The 25,783-nt window shown below is 69.8% G+C and carries 20 protein-coding genes and 1 tRNA gene; 10 read left to right on the top strand and 11 right to left on the bottom strand.

Annotated elements, in window-relative coordinates:
- Positions 1-10: 10 nt before the first annotated feature.
- The 9 genes from lnt to BLS25_RS06770 form a co-directional block, all read right to left on the bottom strand.
- The gene (gene lnt / locus BLS25_RS06810) at positions 11-1,579 is read right to left on the bottom strand and encodes an apolipoprotein N-acyltransferase (RefSeq protein ID WP_074694899.1); all 1,569 of its coding nucleotides are present in this window, start codon (positions 1,577-1,579) and stop codon (positions 11-13) included.
- Between the two features lie 5 nt (positions 1,580-1,584).
- A complete protein-coding gene (locus BLS25_RS06805) occupies positions 1,585-4,068 on the bottom strand; it encodes a DEAD/DEAH box helicase (protein WP_056231933.1) in 2,484 nt (827 codons plus the stop codon).
- Positions 4,065-4,826, bottom strand: a complete 762-nt coding sequence (gene tatC, locus BLS25_RS06800; protein WP_056231938.1) for a twin-arginine translocase subunit TatC — start codon at positions 4,824-4,826, stop codon at positions 4,065-4,067. The genes BLS25_RS06805 and tatC overlap by 4 nt, the downstream gene beginning before the upstream one ends.
- Positions 4,827-4,889: 63 nt before the next feature.
- Positions 4,890-5,141, bottom strand: a complete 252-nt coding sequence (gene tatA / locus BLS25_RS06795; protein ID WP_056231943.1) for a Sec-independent protein translocase subunit TatA — start codon at positions 5,139-5,141, stop codon at positions 4,890-4,892.
- An 88-nt stretch (positions 5,142-5,229) separates the two neighbouring features.
- Entirely contained in the window at positions 5,230-6,204 is a 975-nt protein-coding gene (locus BLS25_RS06790) for a WYL domain-containing protein (protein WP_056231947.1), read from the bottom strand.
- Positions 6,201-7,193, bottom strand: coding sequence for a helix-turn-helix transcriptional regulator (locus BLS25_RS06785; RefSeq protein ID WP_074694898.1), 993 nt, complete (start codon positions 7,191-7,193; stop codon positions 6,201-6,203). The genes BLS25_RS06790 and BLS25_RS06785 overlap by 4 nt, the downstream gene beginning before the upstream one ends.
- Before the next feature lie 96 nt (positions 7,194-7,289).
- Complete coding sequence (locus BLS25_RS06780) at positions 7,290-8,237, bottom strand: FKBP-type peptidyl-prolyl cis-trans isomerase (RefSeq protein ID WP_074694897.1); 948 nt, start codon at positions 8,235-8,237, stop codon at positions 7,290-7,292.
- Between the two features lie 9 nt (positions 8,238-8,246).
- Entirely contained in the window at positions 8,247-9,266 is a 1,020-nt protein-coding gene (locus BLS25_RS06775; RefSeq protein WP_074694896.1) for a tRNA (adenine-N1)-methyltransferase, read from the bottom strand.
- The gene (locus BLS25_RS06770; protein ID WP_056231959.1) at positions 9,263-9,961 is read right to left on the bottom strand and encodes an HAD family hydrolase; all 699 of its coding nucleotides are present in this window, start codon (positions 9,959-9,961) and stop codon (positions 9,263-9,265) included. Before BLS25_RS06770 ends, BLS25_RS06775 begins: the two co-directional genes overlap by 4 nt.
- A gap of 128 nt (positions 9,962-10,089) precedes the next feature.
- Between BLS25_RS06770 and BLS25_RS06765 the strand changes: the two genes are divergently transcribed.
- Positions 10,090-10,956 (top strand): PAC2 family protein, encoded by an 867-nt coding sequence (locus tag BLS25_RS06765; protein WP_056231963.1) that lies wholly within the window; start codon positions 10,090-10,092, stop codon positions 10,954-10,956.
- Between the two features lie 210 nt (positions 10,957-11,166).
- Here the strand turns inward: BLS25_RS06765 and BLS25_RS06760 are convergent, their stop codons facing one another.
- The gene (locus BLS25_RS06760; RefSeq protein ID WP_074694895.1) at positions 11,167-12,012 is read right to left on the bottom strand and encodes an undecaprenyl-diphosphate phosphatase; all 846 of its coding nucleotides are present in this window, start codon (positions 12,010-12,012) and stop codon (positions 11,167-11,169) included.
- An 8-nt stretch (positions 12,013-12,020) separates the two neighbouring features.
- Positions 12,021-13,322, bottom strand: a complete 1,302-nt coding sequence (locus BLS25_RS06755) for a M20/M25/M40 family metallo-hydrolase (RefSeq protein WP_074694894.1) — start codon at positions 13,320-13,322, stop codon at positions 12,021-12,023.
- Positions 13,323-13,463: 141 nt separating this feature from the next.
- Between BLS25_RS06755 and BLS25_RS06750 the strand changes: the two genes are divergently transcribed.
- The 9 genes from BLS25_RS06750 to BLS25_RS06710 all read left to right on the top strand — a co-directional run bounded on the left by BLS25_RS06750 (position 13,464) and on the right by BLS25_RS06710 (position 25,740).
- Positions 13,464-13,549 (top strand) — tRNA-Leu (locus BLS25_RS06750).
- A 786-nt stretch (positions 13,550-14,335) separates the two neighbouring features.
- Positions 14,336-14,506 carry an FDLD family class I lanthipeptide gene (locus tag BLS25_RS16860; RefSeq protein WP_176786333.1) on the top strand — a complete coding sequence of 57 codons (171 nt, stop codon included), beginning with the start codon at positions 14,336-14,338 and terminating at the stop codon, positions 14,504-14,506.
- A gap of 65 nt (positions 14,507-14,571) precedes the next feature.
- Positions 14,572-15,882 (top strand): lanthionine synthetase LanC family protein, encoded by a 1,311-nt coding sequence (locus tag BLS25_RS06735; protein WP_074694891.1) that lies wholly within the window; start codon positions 14,572-14,574, stop codon positions 15,880-15,882.
- Positions 15,883-15,943: 61 nt separating this feature from the next.
- Positions 15,944-19,072: a lantibiotic dehydratase gene (locus tag BLS25_RS06730; RefSeq protein WP_176786332.1), complete on the top strand. Its 3,129-nt coding sequence runs from the start codon at positions 15,944-15,946 to the stop codon at positions 19,070-19,072.
- Complete coding sequence (locus tag BLS25_RS06725; protein ID WP_074694889.1) at positions 19,069-20,832, top strand: ABC transporter ATP-binding protein; 1,764 nt, start codon at positions 19,069-19,071, stop codon at positions 20,830-20,832. The genes BLS25_RS06730 and BLS25_RS06725 overlap by 4 nt, the downstream gene beginning before the upstream one ends.
- Positions 20,822-21,232 (top strand): hypothetical protein, encoded by a 411-nt coding sequence (locus BLS25_RS06720; RefSeq protein ID WP_074694888.1) that lies wholly within the window; start codon positions 20,822-20,824, stop codon positions 21,230-21,232. The genes BLS25_RS06725 and BLS25_RS06720 overlap by 11 nt, the downstream gene beginning before the upstream one ends.
- Positions 21,229-21,393, top strand: coding sequence for a hypothetical protein (locus BLS25_RS16855; RefSeq protein ID WP_176786331.1), 165 nt, complete (start codon positions 21,229-21,231; stop codon positions 21,391-21,393). The genes BLS25_RS06720 and BLS25_RS16855 overlap by 4 nt, the downstream gene beginning before the upstream one ends.
- On the top strand, positions 21,360-22,688 hold the full coding sequence (locus tag BLS25_RS06715) for a lanthionine synthetase LanC family protein (RefSeq protein WP_074694887.1): 1,329 nt from the start codon (positions 21,360-21,362) through the stop codon (positions 22,686-22,688). Before BLS25_RS16855 ends, BLS25_RS06715 begins: the two co-directional genes overlap by 34 nt.
- The gene (locus BLS25_RS06710; RefSeq protein WP_074694886.1) at positions 22,681-25,740 is read left to right on the top strand and encodes a lantibiotic dehydratase; all 3,060 of its coding nucleotides are present in this window, start codon (positions 22,681-22,683) and stop codon (positions 25,738-25,740) included. The genes BLS25_RS06715 and BLS25_RS06710 overlap by 8 nt, the downstream gene beginning before the upstream one ends.
- Positions 25,741-25,783 lie beyond the last annotated feature (43 nt).

Here is a 25,783-nt window from a genome sequence, read left to right as displayed (position 1 = left end):
ACCCGCTGATTCAGACGCCGGCCCCTTCGGGGGTCGGCGTCTTCTTCGTGCGTCGCACCCGGATCCCGGCGATCAGGCCGGCGGCGAGGAGAGCGGCGATGCCGCCCCACCCGAGCACGATCTTCACGGCCGGCCCGATCACGACCGCGGGGGTGAGCCCGGTGCGCAGCGGCACGTCGGTGAGCATGTGCCCGGCGGTGTCGGGCGGCAGGGAGTCGAGCGTCGACCCGTCCGGAGCGATCACCTGACTCGTGCCGACGGTCGACAGGTTGACCACCGCGCGGCCCGTCTCGATCGCGCGCATCTGCGCGAACGCGAGCTGCTGAAGGTTCTCGTCGGTGCCCCGGAAGTCCGCGTTGTTCGTCTGGAACATGTAAACCTCGGCGCCTTCGTCGGCGCCGTCCCATACGACGTCGTCGTAGATGACGTCGAAGCAGATCGCCAGGCCCACGCCGATCCCGTTGAGGTCGATCAGCGGAGGGGCGGTTCCGGGGGTGTACTCGCGGCCGATGAGACCGATGAGGTCGGGGGCGAACGGCTCCCAGAAGGACCGGTCGGGAACGTACTCGCCGAAGGGCACGGGATGCCGCTTGTCGTACGTCGTCCCCTCTTGCCCGGCCGCCGTCCACAGCAGCGACGAGTTGAACAGCTCGGAGCCGCGCTCGGTGACGGCCGAGATCAGCAGCGGGGCGTCCATCCGCCGGGAGAGTTCGCCGAGCGCCGCCGCTGTCGCGGGGTTCGAGGTGGGGTCGGAGTCGACGCCGCCCTCGGGCCAGAGCAGCACGTCCATCTTCTGGCCGAACAGCGGGGCGGATGCCGTGAGCTGCGCGTTCAACACCGCGTTGCGCGTGCGCTGGTCGAAGTACCCCGCCGGACCGTTGCCCTGCACCGCGCCCACGCGGATCGAACCCGCGTCGGTGGTGGGGAACGCGGGCAACGCCACCAGCACGACGAGCACCGCCGCCGCGGGGACCGCGCCGGTCACACGACGAAGGCTGCCACCGCGCACGAACTCGACGGCCATCGCGCAGAACAGCACGACGAGGAACGACAGCCCCGACATGCCCACCCACGACGCCACCTCGGCGAAGGGGCCGTTCACCTGCGAGACGCCGATGCGCCCCCACGGGAAGCCGCCGTAGGGCCACGAGCCGACGATCTGCTCGCGCAGGGTCCACAGCGCCGCGACGAGGGCGGGGAGCAGCAGGAGCCGTCCCACGTGCCTCGGCGCGACGCGTGGCATCCATCGATAGGCCAGGGCGATCGGTGCCGCCAGAACGGCTGTCAGCAACGCCTCGAGGACGAACAGGGCCGCCCACGGGATGGGTCCAAGGTAGCGAGCGGTGAAGAGCAGATTGACCGAGAAGAACGCCACCCCGAAGAGGAACCCGATCAGCACGGCCGACCAGAACCGGCGGCCGATGAGGGTCACCAGGGCCAGGGCGACGGCGGGGAACGCCATCGGCCACCAGGCGAACGCGGGGAACGCGGTGACGAGCAGCAGCCCCGCCACTACGGCGAGGGGCGCCGCGAAAGCGAGGCGCAACGGAGGAGTCACCGACCCCCGGGGCGTCGTCATCGCGCTCATGCCGACGTGTAGGCCACGATGCCGCGGCGCACCGAGTCGAGCGCCGTCCGCGCGGTCTTGGCGAGCGGCGGTTCGGCGACCAGCGAGATCTGATCGAGCAGGTCGATCGTCTGCTTCGCCCAGCGCACAAAGTCACCCGCGGCCATGTCGGCGAGGGTCAGCACGCTGTCGAGCGGCAGGCCCTTCGCCCACGCGTGCATCGCCGGCGCGAGGCCCGAGGCGGGCGACTCCGAGCCCGGCAGCCGGTGGTCGCGTTCGAGGTCGTCGAGCTCCTGCCACAGAGTCTGCGTGGCGTCGAGGGCCCCGCGGAAGGCACCGCGGGGCAGACCGCGCTCCCCCGGGCCCGCTTCGTCGCGACGCGGTTCGTACACGAGGCAGCAGGCGAGGGCCGCGAGCGAGGGGGCGTCCAGCCCCTCCCACAGACCCTGCCGCAGCGACTCGGCCACGAGCAGGTCGCGTTCGCCGTAGATGCGGCGCATCGTGCGCCCGGCACGCGTCAGCACCGTCGCACCGTCGTCTTCGATGGCGACGTACTCCAGCGCGGCGAGCACCTCGACCACGCGGTCGAACACGCGCGCGACGGTGCCGGTGCGCTGGTCGATCTGGTGGCGGGTCTTGTCGGTGCTGCGCTTGAGCTTCCAGTAGCGCTCCGCCCAGCGGGCGTGGGCCTCGCGATCGGGGCACGACTGGCACGGGTGCCGCTGCATGCGCTTGCGCAACGACTGGATCTGCTGCTGCCGCTCATCGCGCAGACGGCGGGGGGCCGTGGCATCCCGTCGATTGATCTTCTCGAGATCGCTCAGCTCGCGGCGGATCGTGGAGTACTCGCGGAAGTCGCCGCGGTCGCACGTCATCGCCTTCTCGTAGCCGGCGAGCGACTCCTCGGCCTCTTTCACCTGCCGCGCGAGTCCGACGACGGAGCGGTCGGCCTGGAACTGCGCGAACGACGACTCGAGGATCTCGCGGGCGCGTGCCCGACCGAACTGGTCGATGAGGTTCACGGCCATGTTGTACGTGGGCCGGAAGCTCGAGTTCAGCGGATAGGTGCGGCGCGAGGCGAGGGCTGCGACCGACTGCGGGTCGAGGCCCTCGGTGAACTGTACGACCGCGTGGCCTTCGACGTCGATGCCGCGACGGCCGGCGCGACCGGTCAGCTGCGTGTACTCCCCCGACGTGATCGCGACGCGGGCCTCGCCGTTGAACTTCTCGAGCTTTTCGAGCACGACGGTGCGCGCCGGCATGTTGATGCCGAGGGCGAGCGTCTCGGTCGCGAAGACGACCTTGACGAGCTTGCGGCGGAACAGCTCTTCGACGACCTCTTTGAACGCCGGGAGGAGACCCGCGTGGTGCGAAGCCATTCCGCGTTCGAGGTTGTCGCGCCACTCCCAGAAGTGGAGGACGGCGAGGTCTTCGTCCTTGAGGGTGAAGGTCAGCTCGTCAACGATCTGACGGATCTCGACGCGCTCCTCGGCGGAGGTCAGCCGCACGTTCGCGCGGCGCAGCTGCTGCACCGCGGCATCGCACCCGGCCCGGCTGAAGATGAAGAAGATCGCGGGCAGCAGGTGGTTGCGCTGCAGCAGCTCGACGACCTCGGGCCGGTCGATGCGCTCGATGCGCGGGCCCTGCTGGGCGCGCAACGGCTTGTGACCGCCGCGTCGCTGGTGGGCGTGGCGGGGGCCGCCCGCGTGACGCTGGGAGCGGTACTCCTGCGCGCGCCGGTTGTTCTCGTATCCCCCGGCGTTGCCGCCGCGGATGCGCAGCAGCTCCTGATTGACCTGCGCGGTGGCAACTCCGGCCCGGTCGTCGAACAACGGCAACAGGTCCCCGCGCACGAGCACGTGCTGCTCGAGGGGAACCGGGCGGGTCTCCGACACGATCACCTCGGTGTCGCCGCGCACGGTGTCGAGCCAGTCGCCGAACTCCTCGGCGTTCGACACGGTCGCCGACAGCGAGACGAGCTTCACCGACGGCGGAAGGTGGATGATCACTTCTTCCCACACCGCGCCGCGGAAGCGGTCGGCGAGGTAATGCACCTCGTCCATCACGACGAATCGCAGACCGCGCAGGGCCGGCGAGTCGGCGTACAGCATGTTGCGCAGCACCTCGGTGGTCATCACGACGATGCGCGCCGAGGCGTTGATGTTCGTGTCGCCCGTCAGCAGGCCGACCTCGTCGTCGCCGTACACCTCTTGCAGCTCGTGGAACTTCTGATTCGACAGCGCCTTGATGGGCGTGGTGTAGAACGCCTTGTCGCCGGGCTCGAGCATGGCGAGGTGGATCGCGAACTCGCCGACGATCGTCTTTCCGGCACCGGTGGGCGCGGCCACCAGCACGCTGCGGCCGTCCTCGAGGGCGTGGCATCCCGCGATCTGAAAGTCGTCGAGCTCGAAACGCTGCATCTCGGCGAAGTCCGCCGTGTGCGGGTGCGTGGAGCGGGCGGCGGCGCGAGCGAAGCGCTCGGCCGGACTCGGTGAACTCACGCGGTGGGCCCCGACGGCATCTCGGCCGCGGCGAGGCGACGGGCCTTTCGCCGGTCGAACAGCATCGAGACCCCGGCCGCCGCGAAGAACAGCACGGTGAGGATGCCGGCGAGCATCAGCATGCTGATGATGTCGGCCGCGGGGGTGGCCAGGGCCGAGAACAGGGTGGCGATGAGGATCGCCACGCGCCAGCCCTTGAGGATCGCCTTGCCGCTCATGATGCCGGCCACGTTGAGCGCGACGAGGAACACCGGCAGCACGAACGCGACGCCGACCACGATCATCAGCTTGAAGACGAAGTCGTAGTAGTCGACCGCGTTGTAGAAGTTGACGCCACCCTCGGGCGTGAAGCCCCACATCAGCTCGATCACGTGCGGGACGATCAGCAGGCCCACCCAGCAGCCCACGAAGAAGAGCGGGACGGCGGATGCCACGAACCCGACCGTGTAACGGATCTCTTTGCGCGTGAGCCCGGGCATGATGAACGCCCAGATTTGCCACAGCCACACCGGTGCCGAGAGGAAGATGCCGATCGAGAACGCGATGCGCATGCGCAGGTCGAACGCCGAGGTCACCGAGGTGAAGTTCAGCGCCGAGAAGTCGTCTCCGCGCCGCTCCGCGATGACGCGGATGGGCTCGGTGATGAGGTGGATGATCGGGTCGGTGATGATGAACGCGATCACCATGCCCACCACGAGGGCGAGCGCCGCGATCATGAGCCGCTTGCGCAGCTCGACCAGGTGCGCCCCGATCGACATGCGCTTGTCGCGCCGCGGCCCCTCGGGCACGTCGATACGCGGCGGTCCTGCCGTCGCCACGGGTTAGACGGTGGGGTCGGTCGACCTGCGCGGCTCGGGAGCGACGGTCGGCGTGGTGCCGATGTCGGTGGCGCGCGGGGCTTCGGATGCGGCAGCGACCTCGTCGTCGCGCTTCATCTCCTTCATCTCACTCTTGAAGACTCGTGCCGACTGTCCCATGCTCTTGGCGAGCGCGGGGAGCTTGGCGGCACCGAAAAGAAGAAGGATGACAGCCAGAACGATGAGCAGGTGCCATCCGGTCAAACCCTGGAACATGAGGACTCCTCGTCTCGTTCGTGCGGTGTCTCAGTCTAACCCGGGCGCTCGTCGTGCGCTCCGACGCGCGGGAACCCGGCGGGAACGGTCAGGATTCGTGCGCGTACTGCGCGAGACCCGCGGCCGCCCACGCGGCGGCGGCCCGGCGGGCTCCCGCGGGTTCCACGAGCTCGACCTCTCCCCCGCGGCGCGCCGCCAGGCGCTTGAGACTCTGCTCGTCGGCGAGCCGGAGGGATGCCACGGCCCGGCCGTCGTCGGCGTCGTCGATCTCGGCGCGCTCGAGGTAATCGGCCAGCAGGGGCGCCACCTCTCTGGGGAAGCGGAAGCGCGCGACGACCTCGTCGTCCGCCGGGGCGAACAGCTCGGGCACGGGGTCGGCGCCGTGCGCGGCCGGGATGTCGGTGACGCGGGCGTCGCCGACGCGGTCGAGGTGGAAGGTGCGCACGGCCTGGCGCAGGTGATCCCAGCCCTGCAGGTACCACTGCCCGTTCGCGATGTGGACCTTGATGGGGTCGACCGTCCGGCTGATCGGCTCGGCCCCGGGGGCGCGGTAGGTGAACGTGACCGCGACGCGCGAGCGCAGGGCCTCGTCGACCACGTCCCGGACGCCGTCGACCGGCCCGGGGGCGACGATCACCGCGGCGGGCGCGGTCGATGCGCCCCGCGCGAGCTTCGAAAGGAGCCCGGTGACGAGCTCGCTGTCGCCGAAGCCGGGAAGGCTGCGGGCCAACTGCAGCCCGGCCAGAAGAGCGGCCGCCTCCCGCGCGGTCAGGCGCGGGGAGCGCTCGAGCCCCACGGTGTTCGTGATGGCGATGACGTCGTCGCGGTCGAGCAGGTCCCAGTCGATGTCGAAGAGGTCGTGCGGGAGCTGCCAGTAGCCCTGCTCGCCGGGAAGGCCGATCACCGTGAGACGCTCGACCATCGCGCGCATCTGATCGGGGGCGACCTCGAACTCCGCGGCGGCCTCGGCCACCGACACCTCGCCCTTGCCGAGCAGGTACGGCACGAGTTGGAGCAGGAGCGCGGCGCGATCCAGTGCGGCGACGGGGCGATCGGTGCTCACTCGGCACCCCCGTGCAGGGCGAGGGTGGCCTCGAGCCGTCGGATGACCTCGGCGCGCAGGTCGGCGGGTTCGACCACCCGCACCTCGGGGCCGTACGAGGCGAGCTCGTCGGCGAAGACGTGGAGGTCGACGTAGGGCACGCGGATTCCCTGGGGCGCCTGTTCGGCGCGGCGGTCCAGGCGCAGGGCCGCCTCGGTGCCGGGGTGCACCTCGAGGAGGGCGCGCTGGCGTTCGGCGACGGCGCGCAGGCCCTCGAGGGCCCGTTCCCCGGCGCCTTCCCGCAGTTCTGCGGGAAAACCCTTGCGCGTGAGCGTCACCTCGCCGACGATCCGCGAGAGCAGGAACGTGCGGTCGGCGTCGACGTTCAGGTCGTAGCCGTAGACGTGCCACCGCGCCTCGTACTCGACGAGCGCGAGGGGCTGCACGCGGCGTTCGCGCGGTCGCGCTTCGCCGGGGCGCAGGTAGGTGAAGGTCACGACGCGGCACTGCTCGATCGCCCTCTGGAGCGCGGCGAACGACGCATCGCGGACGCGGATGCGCGGGGCGTAGCCGATGATCGGCTCGTCGACGGCGATGCCGAGTGCGCGGATCTTGCGCAGACCGCTGCGCGCGTCGGCGGAGAGGGACTCGCTCCCCCACACGCCGCCCGCGATGTTCAGCAGCGCCACCTCGGCGGGGCTGAAGGTGATGTCCTCGGGCAGCGCGTACTCGGCGGTCGGCACGCGATAGCGCGCCTCGCGGAGGTCGTCGGGGTCCGCGCGATTGCCGATCGTCTCGATCGGGACACCGAGGCCGCGCAGGCTCTCTTTGTCGCGCTCGAACATCTTCTCGAGCGCGTCCTTCGACGCACCCGCCTCGAGCTGCTCCCGGTAGCCCGCGACGGACGACAGGATCGTGTCCTTCGTCAGCCCCTGCTCGGTCGCCATGAGGGCGACGACGAGGTTCACCAGACGCTCCTCGGGAGCGCTGCGGGACACGGTGGCGGGCACCCGCCCATCCTAGGCGCCGAGCGACCGGCCGGAACGGCACCGGGCGCCACGCGACCCCCGCGAGCCCGCTCCGCGCGGACCGATCGGGGATGCCGATCAGCCGACGGTGCCGAGGACGTCGATGACGTAGACCAGTGCGGAGTTCGCGGGAGCCTTGAGCACCTGCTGATCCTGGGCGGTCTGGTCGGCGGGGACGACGATCAGCAACTGCGATCCGACCGTCGCGCCCTCGAGGGCCGAGGCGATCGCCGGCGGGAGCTGCGACACGGTCGCCTGGCCGGGCGCGCCGTTCTTCCAGGTCGAGGCGAAGGTGGTCGTGGCACCCCACGCGACGCCCTGGACGTGGATGACGACCGAGGAGTCGCCGGTCAGCACCTCGCCGTCGCCCTTCTTGATGGTCTGCGAACGCTGCTGCGTGGGAGCGTCGCCGGCGGGCATGACCACACCGGGCGTGCCGTCCGGGGCGCGGACGACCGAGGGCATGCCCGAGTCCGCGTTGTACTGGTCGGCACCGTCGGCCGCGGGGAGGAAGACCTTGCGCACGTCGAAGACGAAGACCGCTCCGTCGCCCTCGTTCACGCCGAGCGCCTGAGCGCCCTGGGCGCCGAGGTCGGAACCGGGGATGGCGACCGCGACACGCGAGCCCTCGGCCACGCAGTGCAGCAGCGGCGCGACGGCGGGAATGGCCTGCGTCAGGCGGGGCAGCGGCGTCGCCGACTTCACGTCGGACCCGTACGTGGTCGCCACGAGCTGCGAGCCGGTGGCGGCGTCGAGCACCGTCACGTCGACGAGCGAGAGCTGATCTTCGCTCGTGATGCGCTGCCCGTCGCCCTCGATGAGGGTCTGGGTCCCGGCCGCCTCGGGCACGAAAGGAGAACGCACCGAGACCGTGGGGGCGGTACCGAAATCACCGCTGGCGTCGACCACCGAGGCGATCGCACTGTCGGTGGGCGTCGGGCACGACGAGGCGGCGGATGCCGAGCACCCGACGAGGCCGAATCCGGCCAGGGCGGTCACGGCAACGAGAGCGGGGAGTCTACGCACCGGATCAGTTTAGGCTGTCGAACCGGGCTCTTCCGACGAGGCGCCCGCGACGGACTGACGGACCCCCTCGGCGGACTTCTGCGCCTCGCGCACGCGCTTGCGCAGGTTCTTGTCGGTGATCTGGCGGTCGCCGACGGCACCGGGAGTCCACAGTTCGACGTCCTCGTCGCCGTAACTCGACTTCGAGGCGCGGCGCTTGACCTCGGGCGGGACGGCCCCCGGGGCGAGGCGGCGCGCGGTGATGAGGAAGCCCGTGTGAGCGACCATGCGGTGATCGGGGCGGACCGCGAGCCCTTCGACGTGCCACCCGCGGACCATGGTCTCGCTGGCATCCGGCTCGGTGAACAGTCCGGTGGCGCGGATGTACTCGGCGACACGGCTGAGCTGGGTGGCGGTGGCGATGTAGCAGAGCACCACGCCGCCGGGGGTCAGCGCGTCGGCCGCGGCGTCGATGCACTCCCAGGGCGCGAGCATGTCGAGCACGATGCGGTCGACCGAGGCCGGGGCCACGGCTTCCGGGAGGCTCTCGACCAGATCGCCGACGACGACCTCCCACGTCGCGGGCATCTCGCCGTGGAACGTCTCGACGTTGGCGCGGGCGACGTCGGCGAACTCCTCGCGGCGCTCGAACGACAGCAGGCGACCGGCCGGACCGATCGCGCGCAGCAGCCACAGCGACAGCGCTCCGGAGCCGACACCGGCCTCCACGACCGTGGCGCCCGGGAAGATGTCGGCCTGCGCGAGGATCTGCGCGGCGTCCTTGGGGTAGACGATCGCGGCGCCGCGCGGCATCGACATGACGAAGTCGCGCAGCAGCGGGCGCACGGCCAGGTAGTCGTGACCGGAGCTGTTGGTCACCACGCTGCCGTCGGGCTGGCCGACCAGCAGCTCGTGCTTCAGCACGCCGTTGTGGGTGTGCAGTTCGCCCCCCTCGCGCAAGGTGATGGTGTGCATGCGGCCCTTGGGGCCGGTCAGCTGCACCCGGTCGCCGACCCGGAAGGGGCCGCTCAGGTGGGGGGTCTCGCTCATCGGGTGACTCGTGTCTCTTCGGGGTGGATCGGGGTGTGGGCGGCGTGGAGCGCCCGCAGGTCGGAGGTCGTGCGGCCCTCGAGGCTCGGCCACAGCGCGTGCGCCCCGAGCCCCTCGAGGGGCACCATGAGGGGCACGCCCAGCGACACGGCACCGCTCGCGAGGGCGGAGCGCAGACCGTTCGGCGAGTCCTCGATCGCCACGGTGTCGCGGATGTCGACGCCGAGCGCCGCGGCCGCCTGCAGGTACGGGTCGGGGTACGGCTTCGGGCGTTCGACGTCGTCGCCGGCGACCACGAGGTCGAAGGCCGGGAAGTCGACGAGCTCCACCACCGACAGCGCCATACGGCGCATCGACATCGTGACGAGGGCGGTCTTGACGCCCGAGGCGCGCAGATCGGCGAGGAGCTCGCGGGCACCGGGGCGGAACGGCACACCCGTCACGGCGAGCTGGCGCTGCACCTCGTCGGTCAGGTACGAGATGATCTCGTCGACGCCCCAGGGCACGCCCGCGTTCTGCAGCAGCCGGGCGGAGTCCTCGAGGGCCAGGCCGACCATCCCGAGCGCCTGCTCGTGCGACCAGGTCCCCCCGAAGCGCTCCACGAGCGGGGTCTCCGCGGCCATCCAGTACGGCTCGGTGTCGACGAGCGTGCCGTCCATGTCCCAGAGGACGGCGGCGGGAGCGGGGGAAGTCATCGCTCCATCCTATTGAGGGCCCGGTGCGCACCCGTCCGGCCCCCGTGCCGTTCGCCGGGCGGGACCGGCTCGCTCTCCGCGGGTGCGCCTATTCTGGAAGCCAGCCCCGACGGGGCAGAGGAGGTTGCGTGGACGCACTGGGTCGCCGGATCATCGTCGCCGCGTTCGACGGGTGGAACGATGCCGGAGAAGCCGCATCGGCGGCGGCATCGATGCTGCGCGCCGATGTGGAGTACGAGGTCGTCCACTCGGTGGACCCCGAGCTGTACTTCGATTACCAGTACACCCGCCCCCAGGTCGGATTGGATGCCGAGGGCCGCCGCACCCTCACCTGGCCCGAGGCCACGCTCCTGCGTCCCGTGAAGCGCTCCGACGACGCCGAGATCTGGCTGCTGGTCGGGGTGGAGCCCGCGCGAGCCTGGCAGGCGTTCGCCGCCGAGTTCATCGACGTCGCCCTGCGCGAGGACGTCACGGGCTTCGTCGCCCTCGGATCGATGATGTCCGACGTTCCGCACACGCGCCCCATCTCGGTCTTCGCGGGCAGCGACAACGAGGGCGTGCGCCAGAGCCTGGGCCTCGAGCGGAGCCTGTACGAGGGGCCGGTCGGCATCCTGAGCGCCATCGGCCATGTCTCGGAGACCGTGGGCATCCCGACCGCGAGCCTCTGGGCGAGCGTTCCCCACTACGTCGCCGGGCACACCCCCTCACCCAAGGCCACGCTCGCCCTGCTCGAGAAGCTCGAGTCGATCACCGGCATCGCGGTCCCGCGCGGAGACCTCGAGAACGAGTCGCGCCTGTGGGAAGCCTCGATCGACGCGGCCGCGGCCGACGACGACGAGATGAGCGAGTACATCCGCCAGCTCGAGCAGACCCGTGACACGTGGGACTCGCCCGAAGCCTCGGGGGACGCGATCGCCCAGGAGTTCGAGCGCTACCTGCGCCGCGGCGGCGACGGCCCCACCAAACCCGGACGCGACGACCCGCCCCGACGCTGAGCGGGCGGGTCGGCGACGACTCCCCCGGTCCCTCGACAGGCTCAGGGACCTTCTGCGGTGCGCTCGAGTGGCCGTGCCGTTCGACGCCACCGCAAGCCGCGCGCGCGAGCCGGGGCGACCGAGCCCGTCGAAGCCACCGGACCCCACGGCCCGCCCGCACACGACGAAGGCGCCGCCCCGAACGGGACGACGCCTTCGCGGCATCCGGGGTCAGCCGGTGATGGCCGAGTACGCCGGCAGCACACCGAGGGTCAACAGCACCATGATGAGCACGCCGAGAGCGACGCGGTAGATCACGAAGGGCAGGAAGCTGCCGCGCTTGAGGTACTGCATGAGGAAGGCGATGACGATGTAGCCCACGACGAACGCGATGATCGTCGCGATGGCGGTCTCGCCGAGGCTGTAGGGCCCGGTGCCCTCGTCGAAGCTTTTGTACAGCTCGAAGAAGCCGCTGGCGAAGACCGCGGGCACGGCGAGCAGGAACGAGTACTCCGCCGCAGCGGTGCGCTTGTACCCGAGCGCGCGGCCGAGGGTCGTGGTCGCCCCAGAGCGCGAGACGCCCGGCACGAGGGCCAGCGCCTGCGCGACACCGAAGGCGATGCCGTGCGGGTAGGTCAGGTCGTCGAGCTCGCGGCGACGCGCGCCGTAGTGGTCGGCGAGACCCAGCAGGATGCCGAAGACGATCAGCACGACCGCCGTGATCCACAGGCTCCGGAAGTTGTCGCGGATGAGGCTCTGCAGCAGCACGCCGAGCAGGGCGATCGGCAGCGTGCCGATGATGACCAGCCAACCCATGCGGGCGTCGGGATCGGTGCGGGGCACCTTGCCGCCGAGCGAGAGGAACCAGCGCGAGATGACCCGGCCGATCTTCTTGCGGAAGTAGATGAGCACCGCGAGCTCGGTGCCGATCTGGGTGATGGCGGTGAACGTGGCCCCGGGGTCGACCTTCGACGGGAGGAACTCGCCGACGATGCGCAGGTGGGCGCTCGAGGAGATGGGGAGGAACTCGGTGAGGCCCTGGACGAGCCCGAGGACGATGACCTCGAAGATATGCATGCGGTCCTTCAGTACGTGCGGATGAGGTCGGCGAGGACTCGCTGACCGAAGGAGAGCGCGTCGACGGGGACGCGCTCGTCGACACCGTGGAACATCCCGGTGAAGTCGAGGTCGGCGGGAAGTCGCAGCGGCGCGAATCCGTAACCGGCGATGCCGAGGGTCGACAGCGCCTTGTTGTCGGTACCTCCGCCCATCAGGTAGGGCACGACCGGCACCCCGGGGTCGTGTCGACCGAGCTGCGCGATCATCGCATCGACCAGGTCACCCGAGAAGGGCACCTCGAGGCCGATGTCCTGGTGGACGATCTCGATCTCGATCCCGGGCCCGACGATGCGGCGGATGTCGGCGAGGGCCGCCTCTTCGGTACCGGGCAGCACCCGCACGTCGATGAGCGCCTCGGCCCGGTCGGGGATGACGTTGTGCTTGTAACCGGCGGTGAGCCCGGTGGGGTTCGTCGTGGTGCGCAGCGTCGAGCGGATGAAGCTGGATGCCGCGCCCGTGCGCAGCGCGAGAGCATCGGGGTCGCCCGCGTCGTCGCCCGTGATCGCGGCGAGGCCGGCGAGCAGTTGAGCCGTGGTGTCGGTGAGACGGATCGGCCACTCGGTGCGGCCGAGGGCGGTGACGGCCTCGGCCAGCTTCGTCACGGCGTTGTCGGCGTGCAGGCCGCTGCCGTGACCGGCGCGACCGCGCGCGACGAGCTTGATCCACACCAGGGCCTTCTCGCCGACCTGCAGCAGATACGCGCGGCGGTCGCCCACCGCGATCGAGTACCCGCCGACCTCGCTGATGGCCTCGGTCGCTCCGGCGAACCACTCGGGTCGGTCCCTGACCACGCGGGCCGAACCCTCGACGCCGCCGTTCTCCTCGTCGGCGAAGAACGCCACGATGATGTCGCGCTCGGGCTGCTCCCCCGCGCGCAGCACCTCGGCCACGGCGGTGAGGATCATGGCATCCATGTCTTTCATGTCGACGGCACCGCGGCCCCACAGCACGCCGTCGCGGATCTCGCCCGCGAAGGGGTCGACGCTCCAGTCGGCGGCGACGGCGGGCACCACGTCGAGGTGACCGTGCAAGATGAGAGCGGGCTTGTCGCGGTTGCGGCCCGGGATACGGGCGCAGACGTTCGTGCGACGCTCGACCGGCTCGTAGTACTCGACCTCGAGGCCGAGGGCTTCGAGATAAGCGCCGACGTAGGCGGCCGCCTCGCGCTCTCCCTCGGCACGGCCTCCGCCGTAGTTCGACGTGTCGAACCGGATGAGGTCTCGCGCGACGCGGGCGACCTCGGGGACGTCGGTTTCGAGCTCGGGCATGCGCACTACGGTACCGGGGACGAGCGTCGCGGCCCGCCGCGCGTCGCCCCTAGACGCGCCCGGGAAGCGGCACCGATTCGAGGCGGGGTCGGGAGCGTGGTAATGTCGTTCTTCGTTGCGAAAGCAGCAAAACACCCAGATGCGCGGGTGGCGGAATAGGTAGACGCGCTAGCTTGAGGTGCTAGTGCCCTTTAACGGGCGTGGGGGTTCAAGTCCCCCCTCGCGCACAGAACGACGAAGGCCCCGGGTTCCACCCCGGGGCCTTTTTCGTTGCCGGCGGAAGGCCGGACCGAAAGGCCATCCCGAGGACGGCCGCCGCAGGCACGGATCCTGCGCGACGGAACAGCCGAGCGCATCCGCCCGGCCGCGTCGGCGATCGTCTTCCGCGGTCGCGAGGAACCGGCTCCCTCCCGCGGCCACGGCGCCCACGCCACGACGGCGATACGCGGAGCGCGGTCGACGCTAGCGACTTTCGTCTGCATTGTGGACGACGTCCGGACGTGTTCGCGTGCTCCCCCGGCTGATGGAATCGCATGAGGCACGGATGATTCCCTCCCCCGCGCCCCGAGACAGCGATACCGGAGGGCAGCAGCGAAACCGATGCGACATCGCATTTACACGCTTTCTGCACATATGAAAGACGAGGGCGACATCATTACCGCACGAGACCGGATAACGAGAACCCTGTACATCGTCGCGGGGTCCGCTTTGGTCGCGGTCTTCCTCGCCTGGGTCGCTTATCGAAATCAGGCGGGACAGTCCCTCTTCGGGATGGACACGGTCGCTGGCTGGGTCGGTCACGGCGCTGCGATCCTCGTCCTTCTCGCGGGCCTGGCTCTTCTCGCTCGCGGAATTTTCCTCCGTCCCGAGAAAAGGGATGCCGCGGATCACGAATCATTCGATTGACTATCGATGCGATACAAAAGAACCGATTGACCATTGAATTCCTTGATCAATAACGTCGCGATTGCTTGCATGTGCTCACAACGAGCAGCAACCGAAAGGGAATTCAAATGAACGCATTCACCATCGATGTCCGCGTGCAGTCCAACTCGGCGAGCGCGGACGTCGAACCCGCCTCGCTGGGATTGGTCACTCGAGCCATCTGCACCCGTGTGACCTGTAAGGCCACCTGCGGCTGCACGCCGCTCTGCATCACGCAGAGCCCGCTCGCCTGCTGGTGAGTCACCCGATCGCCCGCCCGCAGAGACGCGGGTGGGCGATCCCCGGAACGGAGAGGAGACGAGGCGTGCCGCTGACACTCAGCAGTGATCTCACCGTCGAGGCCATCGCCCGCCGTCTCGCGGACCCTGAGACGGTGCGATCGTCTCGACGACAGGTGCGGCAGACGGCGAGGTTCCCCACGGGCTGGAACCCGCAGTCCGTCGCCATGGGGCCACTGGGAAGCGCCCTCGTGTTCGAGGAGCTCACCGCCGCCTCGGATTCAGACGCCGACGAATGGTCGCTCCGCGCGGATGCCATCCTCGAGGAGTGCCACGACCCCGTCGCCGCAGCGGCCGGTGAGGACGCCTCGCTCTTCGGTGGCACTCCAGGCGCGGTGCTGGCCTATCTCTCGGCCGCCCGTCGAGACCCTCGACGTTGGCACGCGCGGGCGTCGGCCCTCGCCGACGAGGTGGCGGAACAGGCTCTCAGCGCCGAGCTCCTTCCCGCGGTCGATGACGTCGCGGACGCTGACTACGACATCATCAGCGGTCGCGCCGGGGTGTTGATGGCGTTGACGGCGATTCGCAGCGCCCTACCCGAGGTGGAGGCCGTCGGCGCCGCCATCAATCGAGTGTTCGACGATCTGCACGAGCTCCTGCGTCGGGGTGAGCTCGTGGGAGACGGCGCCATGATCTCCCCCCGTCACTACCCTCTCCCCGAATACGCGGAGGAGTTCCCGCTGGGCTACCTCAACACGGGACTCGCCCACGGTCTGCCCGGAGTGCTGCTGGCGCTATCCTCGGTCGAAACGGCGGGTGGACGCGACGAGAAGAGGCGATCGCTCGTCAAGGATCTGTCCGCCCGCATCCTCGACGTCGCCGATCGCGACCGTTTCGGTCTGATCTGGTCGACGGGCATCCCCCGTTCGACGTCCTCCCCCGGTCCTCGACCGCGGCACAGGGCTCGCGCTCCGCACGCCTGGTGCTATGGGGCGCCGGGTGTCGCTCTCGCGCTTCACCGCGCGGGCGCATCCGTGCGGGAACCCGCTCTGGTCGCGCAGGCCCGAGAGATCATGCGGGGCGCCCTCGATCGCCACCCGCAACCGAGCGAGGTCCTCAGTCCGTCGATCTGCCACGGGGTAGCCGGAATTCTGGCATGTGCCGACACCGTGCTCGGCGTGTGCCGGGATCCGGAGAGCACCCATGCCGCCCTGCGACGCGACCTGCTCGAGAGGGGCGACGTCGACGCTCCGCTGCTCTATCGCGACGTCGAAGAACCTGCCCAGGAGTTGGACGACCCGTCCGTCATCCAGGGAGCTGCGGGCATCGCCCTCGTGCTGGCTGCCGGTGGGGGACGCGCCCCGCGCTCACCGTGGCGACACCTGTTCGGATTCTGAGAGGAACACCATGATCGCACCGCGACCGACGCACGGATATCGGGCACATGACCGATTCGTCGTGAGGACTCCTCTCTGGAGCCGGAGCCGGTTCTCCGCGCTCTCCTCCTACGAGTCGTTGAGGGCGGCGATTCCGCAGCTCCTCTCGGATGATCGCATCGTCGCCGCGCTGTCGACGGCGAGTCCTCGTCTGGTCGATCAGCTCCGCCGACTCCATGAAGCCGCTCCTTTCTCGAGCGACGAGCGGAAAGAACTCGGTGCTCTGCGCAGCCTGCGCAAGTACCTCTTGCGGATGTCGAACCGTCCGACGCCCTTCGGGCTCTTCGCGGGAGTGGCGTTGGGGACCTTCGGTGCGCACACGGATCTGCGCCTCGAGGACGACCCCATCGGCAGAGTGGAAGCCTTCGCGGACTTCGCCTGGCTGATGGCCTTCGCCACGTCGCTGTCGACCGGCGGTGGAGCCCGGCGGCTGCCGCTCGCCGTGAACCCCTACGCCCAGCAGATCGCGGGCCGCCTGGACGTCGCGCAGTCGAACGTGTTCGGCACCTCGGTGAGCAACCACGTCGACCTCCTGGTGACGACCCCCGTGCAGCAGGCTCTGACTGCTGCGGCAGAGGGCGCGAGCGCGGACGAGGTCGTCGAACTGCTGCGCGCCGCCCACCCCGGCATCGCGCCCGAGACCATCGAGGGACTTGTGGACACTCTGTTGACCCAGGGTGTGCTGTACCCGGCCGTCGTGCCGAGCCTCATTCCGGGGAACGAGGGCGTACCGATACTCGACGCCCTGACCCGGGGCGGAGCCGAATTCCGGGTCGAGCGCGGCGAACTGGATCGCATCCTCTCCTCCCTGTCCGCCGTCCGGGACATCGAGGGCCTGAACGCCACGCTGCCGACCGCGAGAAGCAGCCAGAGCGCCCTGCTCTCCGATTTCTCCGACTCGACCGTGACGGTGAACGCCGGACTCGCGCTGGCCTCGGCGACGCTCTCCGAGAAAGTGGCACGTCGTGTCGAAGACGTCGCCGACGTCCTCGTGCGCACGAGCTTCTTCCCGCCGCGTCCCGCCTCCATCGTCGAGTACGAGCAGCACTTCCTCGAGCGCTACGGCGTCGGCGGCGAGGTCCCCGTTCTCGAGCTCCTAAGCGCGAGCCGGGGACTCGAGGCGCCCGCGGGCTACCAGCTCCCCCTTCGTACCTACCCCCTTCCCGGCTTCCCCGCCCCCACGGACTCCGCGGGCGCTTCGGCCCTCCTGGGGGCCTACACGGCTGCTCTTCTGTCCGGCACGCCCCTGGAGCTCACCGACGACATCCTGACCGCCTACGAGACGGAGGACACGCGGCCCCCGTCCGCCTCCTTCGATCTGTTCGTCCGTGTCCTCGCGCGCTCGGCGGCACACGTGGACCGCGGCGACTTCGATCTCGCCGTCCTGCCGGAGGGCCTCGCGCTCGGCGGACGTTCGACGGGGCGCTTCACGGGTGTGCTCGACGACGCGGCCGACCTCGTCGACGCGATGCTCGCGAGGGAGTCACGCCACAGCGCGCCCGATACGCGCCTCGTCCTGCTGCGCTACCTGCCGGACAAAGCGCGGATGGCCAACGTCGCCCGTACGTCCGCGCCCTCTCTGGACGTCCTCGACGTCGGCGTGGCATCCGACACATCGACGGGGATGAGCCTCGCGGACGTGCTGGTCGGTAACGACGGCTCGTCGTTCTACCTCGTGGACCGGCGCCGTGGTGACCGCGTGAGATTCGTGGAGAATCACATGCTGTCGCCCCTGTCGGCGCCGAACGTCATCCGGCTGCTCATCGAGTTGTCCAGGGACGGCCTCCGGGGCTTCAACATCTTCGACTGGGGCCGTCTCTCCGGCGCTCCCTACCTCCCGCGGGTCGTTCGGAACCGGGTCATCTTCAGCCCCGCGCGGTGGAACATCCATCCCGCCCTCCTCGCCGCGGCGGAAGGTTCGGTGGGCTTCGCCTCCACCTTGCGCGCGACGCGCGACGAGCTACGGATGCCGGCTCGCGTGACCCTCGTGCGCGACGACAACCGACTGCCGCTGGATCTGGACGCGGAGATCGACGTCGCCATCCTCGCCGAGGAGCAGTCCCGCGCGCTCACGAGTGGGACAGCGCTCGTCTTCGAAGAATCACTGGACGCGGATGAGGATGACCGGGACGGCGGGCATCCGGGCCTGGTCACCGATCCCGCAGGAGCGTCGTTCGCTCACGAACTCGTCGTCTCGGTGGCCCTCCCCGCGCCCGAGGAGTCGGAGTCCCCTCACCGGCACCCGAGTGCGAGGCGCACGGCTCCGGCGGGGATCCGCACCAGCCAGGAATGGGACCCGCGGTGGGTGTGCATCGATGTCCAGGCGAGCCTCGCCGACCTCGAACTCGTCCTCTCCTCGCATCTCGGTCTGCTTCTCGAGGCCACGCGTTCGCTTCGAGACCGATGGTTCTTCGTGCGATACCCCCTCCCGGGCCATGCGCTTCGCATCCGGTTGCGTGCTCGCACCCCCCGTCACCTCGATCGGCTGCGCACTGCCGTCGCCCGATGGGCGGATGCTCTGGTCGCACAGCGCGTCGTGCGGGAAAGCTCACTCACCGGCTACGTCCCGGAGTTCCAGCGTTATGGAGGCGAGGCGCTGTACGTCAAAGCCCTTCCCGTCTTCGAAGCCACGTCGCGCCTCGCCATCGCGCTCGCTGCGGCCAGGGCGACGGCCACCCCGTCGGAGGCGAGCGACGATGTGGTGGGAGTCGCGCTGCTCGCCCACCTGCACGAGGCGATCGGCGTGTCGCACTCCGCGCTCGGTGTCGAGCCGAGCACGGATGCCTCCTTCCGGCGCTTCTACCGCGAGAACCGTCCGGCGCTCCTTTCGGCCCTTCGCGACCCGGGCGAGGCTCTCCGCAGCGTCGGATTCGCCGAGACCGCGGAACTCCGTCTGGCGCTCGACGAGTGCCGGGCGACGCTGCGCGCGTTCGCGGAGGCCTTCCGGCGCGAGCACGGTGTCGACGACCTCGCGGCAGCTGCGGCCACGATCATGCACATGACCTTCAACCGGGTCTACCCGATCGGTAATGCGATCGAACCCCGGGCGCTCGGGCTCTGGGCGCTGACGGCAGAAGCCGCCGCGAGACGCGAGCGGGCCTTCGCCGACATCGAGCCCCCGCACACCGACACGAGGGAGAGCGTCCGATGAACAACTGGTCTCGCGTGCTGCGACTCGTGTGGGAGACGAACCCGCGCGGCGTCCTCGGCATTCTGCTGACCACTGCCTGTGACGCCGTGATCCCCGTCGCGCAGGTGGTTCTGCTCGGCCTCACGGTGAACGCCGTGCAGTCGGCGACGGACCCGTCCTCGCTGCTGATCTATCCCGCACTGTTCGCGGGTCTCGCCCTGCTCGGACTGATCCTCACGACTCTTCAGGGGTACTGGCAGGCGGCTCTCGAACAACGGGTCTCGAATGCCTTCAACGTGCGCCTGATGGAGAAATCGGGGACGCTTTCGCTCCGTGATTTCGAGAACCCCGACGTCTACAACCGTCTCCAACTGGCGACCCGCGAAGCAACCGGACGACCGTATCAATTCTTCGCCCAACTGATCGCGGCGGTATCGGGCGCCGTCTCGCTCGTGCTCCTCATGGGCGTGCTCGTGACATGGAGTCCACTGGTCGCGCTCTTCGTCCTTCTCGCCCCGATCCTTCCGGTCGTCGCCAATCAGATCTTCGTCCGAAGATTGTGGGCCGTCGAGCGGGATCGTTCGGAGGAACGGCGGAGGGGCCAATATCTGCTGGCACTCGTGACGAACGACAAGACCTACAAAGAGACCCGCCTCTTCGGCCTGGTGACGCACTTCATCGATTCTTATCGCGCGATGCTCGGGCGGTTCTACACGGTCGACATGGCGATCGAACGACGCCGGAGCCGGGCCACGGCACTCTCCGGTCTGGCGGGAGTCGCGGTGACCGCCGTGGCCGTCTTCCTCGCGATCGGCGACGCCTTCAACGCCGGTGACCTGGGACGACTCGCCGCCTACATCGGGGCGATCGGTGCGGTGACCGTTGCGGCGCAGATGCTGATCGGCGGACTGGGGCAGCTCGTGGAGCACACCCTGTTCCTCGGGAACCTGTTCGCCTTCCTGGACCTGCCCGTGACGGATGCGGCTCCTGCCGGACCGGGGCAGGTCGACGTGCCGGATTCACCCGCCCACGAGATCGTCTTCGAGGACGTGACGTTCGCCTACCCCGGGCAGCAACAGCCCGCCCTGAACGGATTCTCCGCCACGATCGCCGCCGGGCGCACCGTCGCGCTGGTCGGAGAGAACGGAGCCGGCAAGTCGACCATCGTCAAGCTCCTCGCGCGGCTGTACGAGCCCACGTCCGGACGAATCCTGCTCGACGGAGTCGACATTCGGACCTTCGACCGCGACCAGTACCGGGATCACCTCACCGTGCTCTTCCAGGACTTCATCCAGTACGAAGCGTCCGTCCGCCACAACGTCGCCTTCGGCAGGATCTCGAGGGCCGACGACGACGAGGGCGTCCGCGAAGCGCTCCATCGCGCGGAGATGACCTCGACGGTCCGTACCCTCGAGCACGGGATCGATACGCAGCTCGGCAAATGGTTCGCCGACGGCAAGCAACTCTCCGGCGGGCAGTGGCAGCGGATCGCACTGGCTCGCGCGCTGTTCCGACGCTCCCCGGTCATCGTCTTGGACGAGCCCACCGCCTCTCTGGATGCGCGCGCGGAGGAGGCCGTCTTCTCCCGACTCACCGAAGAGAGCCACCTTGCGACGAAGATCCTGATCTCGCACCGGTTCTCGACGGTTCGCACCGCCGACGAGGTCCTGGTGCTGCAGGGCGGCCAGCTCGTGGAGAAAGGCGATCACCACTCCCTCATGGACGACAACGGTCTCTATGCCCAGATGTTCCGGCTGCAGGCGAGTGGTTATGTCAACTGAGAACGATCGGACCCTCCGCAGAGGCTTCGCCCTTGCCGACGGTCTCTTCGTCGCGGCGATCGTCCTCCTGACGACGACCATCACGCCGTCCTTCACGCCGGGGACCACCGCGACGGGCGGCGCCCTGCTGCTGATCTCGGGCGCTGGTCTGGCGATCCTGCACGTCAGGGCGCGCGCGCGATCACGCGAAGCCGGCGCGCGCCCTCGCGCAGGAGGCCGAGTGGTCGCGCAATGGTCGGCCGAGCTCGTGGTCGTCGCCGGTGCCGTCGCGATCATCCTCGGGGGCGTCCCGGCCGTGTGGGCGGCCGTGGGAGCAGCGCTCGTCGGGGCTTGGGTGTCCTACGCCGTCTTTGGCGCCGGGACCGACAGAAACACAGAGAAAGTGGGGAAACTGACATGACGGACGCACTGGAGGATTTCGACCTCGACCCGCAGCTCGGTGCCCGTGGCGCCGCGGTCCAACCCGCATCCACGCCGGTCATCCGATTGAGCCGGATCATCTGCAAGACGATCCTGATCACCGGGGCGTGCGGGTCGACGCAGACGACGGGGCGGTGCTGACCCCGCCGTCGCCCGCGGGGCTCCCCGGTCACGACCGGGGAGCCCTCGCGACCTCGGGGGACGCGTCCACGGAACCGATCCTCGACGTCGACCGAGAGGCGATCTCCTCGTGCCTGGACCGTCTCTCCGACGCACCAGCGGTGTCGGACCTCGTATCGCGTGGACTCGCCTCAGGCGCCGAGGTGTCCTGGGATGCTCGGACCCTCGGCAACGGGTTCGCGGGCATCGCGTACGCTCACCTCCTCCTGCAGCGTGGCCCGACCGGGGTGGGCTCAGCGGCGCACGAGCTGTTGTCCGCCGCCATCGGCGCGACGAAGGTGCACCCGCTGACATCACTGGGGCTCTACGACGGAGCCAGCGGAGTGGACCGCGTGCTCGCAGCCTTCGCCGCGCGCGATGACCGCTACGCCGCGGCATCCGTGCGATTCCGCGATCGGGTTCGAGCATCGATGCTCGAGGACGTCAGGAGGCGGCCACCCTCTCACGAGTCCGATATCGACGTCATCTCGGGGCGTGCAGGCTGGCTGCTCCATCTGAGCTCAGCGGCGGCCGGCGGCGATTCGTCGGCACGGGAGGTCGCGCGCGCGGTGAGCAGCGACCTGGGGGCGATCGTGCGGAGGTCCTCGAGACCCATCCACGTCCTGCACGCCCGGACGCCGACCCGTCAGGACACGCCCGGCGAGGTCGTCGATCGGCTGGGGATCGCCCACGGAGCCGCCGGCATCCTCCTCGCCCTCTCGACCTCGGTGATCGCCGAAGTCGGCGACGGCGCGGTGCGCGAACAGGTGGCACGACTGACACACGAAGTGTTCGCGGTGCGCGTCGGCGAGGGGCTCTCCGCGGACGAGACCGCACGTCCCGGGACGCCCGCGTGGTGCACAGGCGACGCGGGGGTGGATCTGGCCGTGATCCGCGCGGGAGAGGCGCTCGGCGATGGTCGGCTCCGCGACCACGCCGCGGCATCCCTCCTCGCCCGTCTCGAACGGCTCGCGTCCGCGGCACCCGACACCGCGAACGATGCGAGCCTCTGCCACGGGAGCGCGGGTCTCCTGGCCCTGGCGCGGGCCGCACGGCCCTACGTCCATCCGGACAGGTGGGCTGCCCTGCATCTCACCCTCACCCGACGCCTTCTCCGGTCTTTCGACCCGGACGCGCCGCTCGGCTTCTCCCTCGCCTCGCACGACGACCCGGCGTTCCTGATGGGGGCCGCAGGAGCTCTGGTGATGCTGGGAGGCGACGACCGTGCGCGGGGAGCCTGTACGGAGCTCCTGACGGGCGGCGCGGTCCATGGCTGAGCCGAGATATCTCTACCGCTCGGCGGATCGATTCCTCCTGCGCGTGAACCGATGGCGATCCGGCCTCGCCACGCCGGAGCCACCGGATACGCCCTCGAAGATCCTCGCCGACCCCGACCTCGATCTCGCCGTCCTCCACGCCGCACCGGGGCTGCACGCATGGGCGCGCCGTTCGACGAAGACGGCGTCCCCGGACCCGGCGAAGCTCCTGAGCCTTCAGCGCTACTACGTCCGCGCGCACACGCGACCGACACCCTTCGGCCTGTTCTCGGCGGTGGGTGCGGGGATCTTCGCCGACACCACGGACCTCGCCGCGATGGTCCCACGATCAGAGCGAACCCGCATCCACATACGCCCCGATCTCGGCCTGGTGGCCGCGATCGCCCGAGAGACGGACACGGGTGCGGGGAGCTATCGGGCGAACGATCTGATCCGTCGCGAAGCCGACCGCTTCATCCTTCCCGGCGTCTTCGCCCTGGGCCGGCACGAGGATCGCGAAGCGCGCGTGCGTGTGACGGACGCGGTCGCCCTCCTGATCGAGCGTGCCCGGACATCTCCGCGCACGCTCGCGGATCTCGAGAGCTTCATCGGCACGCGATATCCGACTGTCGACCCCGCACGTATCCGTCGGACGATCCAGGATCTCGTCGATCTCGGGTTCCTCATCCCGAACGCCCAGGTACGGCTCTCGCACCGGGGATCGCCCCCGGTGGAGCTCGCCCCCGCCGCCGCCGAGATCCTGCAGTCGTTGACCTCCGACGTCGCGGCGGCGGATCGGGGGAGGCTCGCCGACGCCCTGGGCGTGGGGAACCGCACCGCGCGAGAGCACTCTCACGACGGCGACGCGGTCGAGATGCACGTCGGTCTCACCGGCACGGCGGGCATCCTTCCGAGGAGGATCGGCGCCGCGATCGCCGACGCCGCCACCTTCCTCACGGCCGTCGCCCCCGGTGCGGGCGACGGAGCCCTGTCGAACCGGGAGGCGATGATCGAGTATCACCGCCTCTTCCTCGAACGCTTCGGGTTCGGGTCCGCCGTGCGCCTCGCCGACCTCCTCGATCCCGTGCGGGGTCTCGGGAGCGTGGCGCAGGCGATCGATGCAACGGGGCGCACCGCGCGCGAGCTCACGCCGTACGAATGGGTCCTCCACGATCTGCTGACCTCCGCTCTCCACGACGGCGCGGCGGAGATCCGCATCACGGCCGACGTCGAGGCACGGCTCGTGGCGGCCGTCCCGACCGTGGACACCGATCCTCCTCAGCCGAGCATCGATGTCTTCGCCCAGATCGCGGAGGACGACACGGCCATCGAGGGATTCCGGGTCATCCTGAACCACGCCCCCGTCGCCGAGGGCGGGACGACGTTCGGCCGTTTCGCGCACCTGCTCGACCCGGACTTCCGGGCGGAGATCCTCGGTCTGCGCAGGTATGCCGTGACCGCACCGCCCGATACGGCACGCGAGGTGCAGTTCTCGTACCTGCCACGCGATGCTCGAGCCGGAAATGTCGCCGTCGCTCCGACGACCGGCGATCACCTGCTGGCCATCAACGCGCCGCTCGGGACGGAGACGACGTCGCCGATGGGTCTGGACGACCTCTGGGTCGTCGCCGACTACGAGCGCCTCCGGATCTGGTCACGGAGCCTGGGGGAGGAAGTCCATCCGACGCAATCCCACTTGCTGACCGCGCAGTTGGCTCCCGACATCGTGCAGGTGGCCCTGCAGATCGGCGCGGTGCGACGCCGTCCCCTCGGAGGATTCTCGTGGGGGCCGTTCGAGCGGAGCCTGAGACTCCCCCGGGTCGTCCGCGGAGATGTCGTGATCCGATCCGCGGAGTGGACGATCACCGTCCCCGAACACCTCGATCCTTCGGACGCGCTGACGTTTCGACGTTCCCTGGATGAATGGCGGCGGACCTTCGACGTTCCGGCCCACGTCTACGACGTTCAGGATGACAACCGCCTTCTCCTCGATCTCGACTCGGAGTTCGCCGAACGGCATCTGCGGTCGGAGGCGCGGCGTCGCACGGTGATCCGCCTCCAAGAGGCGCTCCCTCATCCGGAGCAGCACGTGGTCACGGACGAACGGGGCGGACGGTACGCAGCGGAGTTCGTCGTGCCGGTCCGATTGGCGCAGTCCTCGCGCCGACGAGGAACGCTGCGGTACGACGCTCCTGCCGCATCGGCGGCCGTCCACGCCCCCTTCTTCGTCGACGACACGCTGGCTACACGAGACGGATGGATGTCCTTCCACCTGTACACCCCGGCCCGGGTCGGCGACGCGGTACTGGGCCGCCTGGCAGGGGCCATGACCGCGGATCCGCGGCTCCGCTCGTCTGTGGACCGCTGGTATTTCGTGCGGTATCGCGATCAGCGCAGCCACCTCCGCCTCCGCCTCCGGGTTCGACCGGGCCGAGAGAACGACGTGCGCGCGGCAGTGCGGGACCTTCACGAAGAGCTCCGTCGACGCGGCATGAGTTCGGACGTGCTCGAGATGCCGTACCGCCCGGAATACGGCCGCTATGCGACCCCCGAGCACTTCGATCGCTTCGAAACCCTCTTCTGCCTCGAGTCCGCCATGGTCGCCGGACCCGCCACCTCCTTCGGCACGGGGGATCGCCGCGTGCTCGCCCTCGGCCTCATGGCGCTCTACGTGCGTGCGCTCGTCCCGGATGCCGACGAAGCGGAGTCGTTCCTTTCCCGCCTGCGCTCCGAAGAAATCCGTTCGTCGGATCGCGGCTATGTGCGGGCGAACATGCCGCTGCTCACCCGGGCTCTCGCCGCAGACGCAACACTCGATGAGGACGGGCCCCTCGGAGCGCTCGCTGGTGCCGCGCCCTCGCTGCAGGACGCGATGGACGACGTCGTCGCCTCGTGCGGTCTCGGGCGCAGCGGCCTCGACGACCGAGCGGAGGGGATCCTGCGCAGCGTCCTCCACATGACCTGCAACCGCCTGCTCCCGCCCGACGGCGACGAGGAAGGGCGCGTGTACGACATCTGGTGGTTGACAGCGCGACGGTTGCGCGGCGTCGACGCCCACGCGCGGCGATCGTGAAGCCCATCGGACGGGTATGGCGCGTCTGGCGTCTGGACCCCCT

The sequence above is a fragment of the Microbacterium testaceum StLB037 genome, from assembly GCF_900104345.1.
In the GTDB taxonomy this organism is placed as follows: Bacteria; Actinomycetota; Actinomycetes; order Actinomycetales; family Microbacteriaceae; genus Microbacterium; species Microbacterium testaceum_A.
Note: the sequence above shows the minus strand (reverse complement) of the source record. Positions and strands in the feature narration are given on the sequence as shown.

Excerpts from the sequence above, each read along its gene's own strand:
- lnt (WP_074694899.1), bottom strand. The coding sequence starts at position 1,579 with ATGACGACGCCCCGGGGGTCGGTGACTCCTCCGTTGCGCCTCGCTTTC.
- tatC (WP_056231938.1), bottom strand. The coding sequence starts at position 4,826 with ATGTCGATCGGGGCGCACCTGGTCGAGCTGCGCAAGCGGCTCATGATC.
- tatA (WP_056231943.1), bottom strand. The coding sequence starts at position 5,141 with ATGTTCCAGGGTTTGACCGGATGGCACCTGCTCATCGTTCTGGCTGTC.
- BLS25_RS06775 (WP_074694896.1), bottom strand. The coding sequence starts at position 9,266 with ATGAGCGAGACCCCCCACCTGAGCGGCCCCTTCCGGGTCGGCGACCGG.
- BLS25_RS06770 (WP_056231959.1), bottom strand. The coding sequence starts at position 9,961 with ATGACTTCCCCCGCTCCCGCCGCCGTCCTCTGGGACATGGACGGCACG.
- BLS25_RS06760 (WP_074694895.1), bottom strand. The coding sequence starts at position 12,012 with ATGCATATCTTCGAGGTCATCGTCCTCGGGCTCGTCCAGGGCCTCACC.
- BLS25_RS06755 (WP_074694894.1), bottom strand. The coding sequence starts at position 13,322 with ATGCCCGAGCTCGAAACCGACGTCCCCGAGGTCGCCCGCGTCGCGCGA.
- BLS25_RS16860 (WP_176786333.1), top strand. The coding sequence starts at position 14,336 with ATGAACGCATTCACCATCGATGTCCGCGTGCAGTCCAACTCGGCGAGC.
- BLS25_RS06725 (WP_074694889.1), top strand. The coding sequence starts at position 19,069 with ATGAACAACTGGTCTCGCGTGCTGCGACTCGTGTGGGAGACGAACCCG.
- BLS25_RS06720 (WP_074694888.1), top strand. The coding sequence starts at position 20,822 with ATGTCAACTGAGAACGATCGGACCCTCCGCAGAGGCTTCGCCCTTGCC.
- BLS25_RS16855 (WP_176786331.1), top strand. The coding sequence starts at position 21,229 with ATGACGGACGCACTGGAGGATTTCGACCTCGACCCGCAGCTCGGTGCC.
- BLS25_RS06710 (WP_074694886.1), top strand. The coding sequence starts at position 22,681 with ATGGCTGAGCCGAGATATCTCTACCGCTCGGCGGATCGATTCCTCCTG.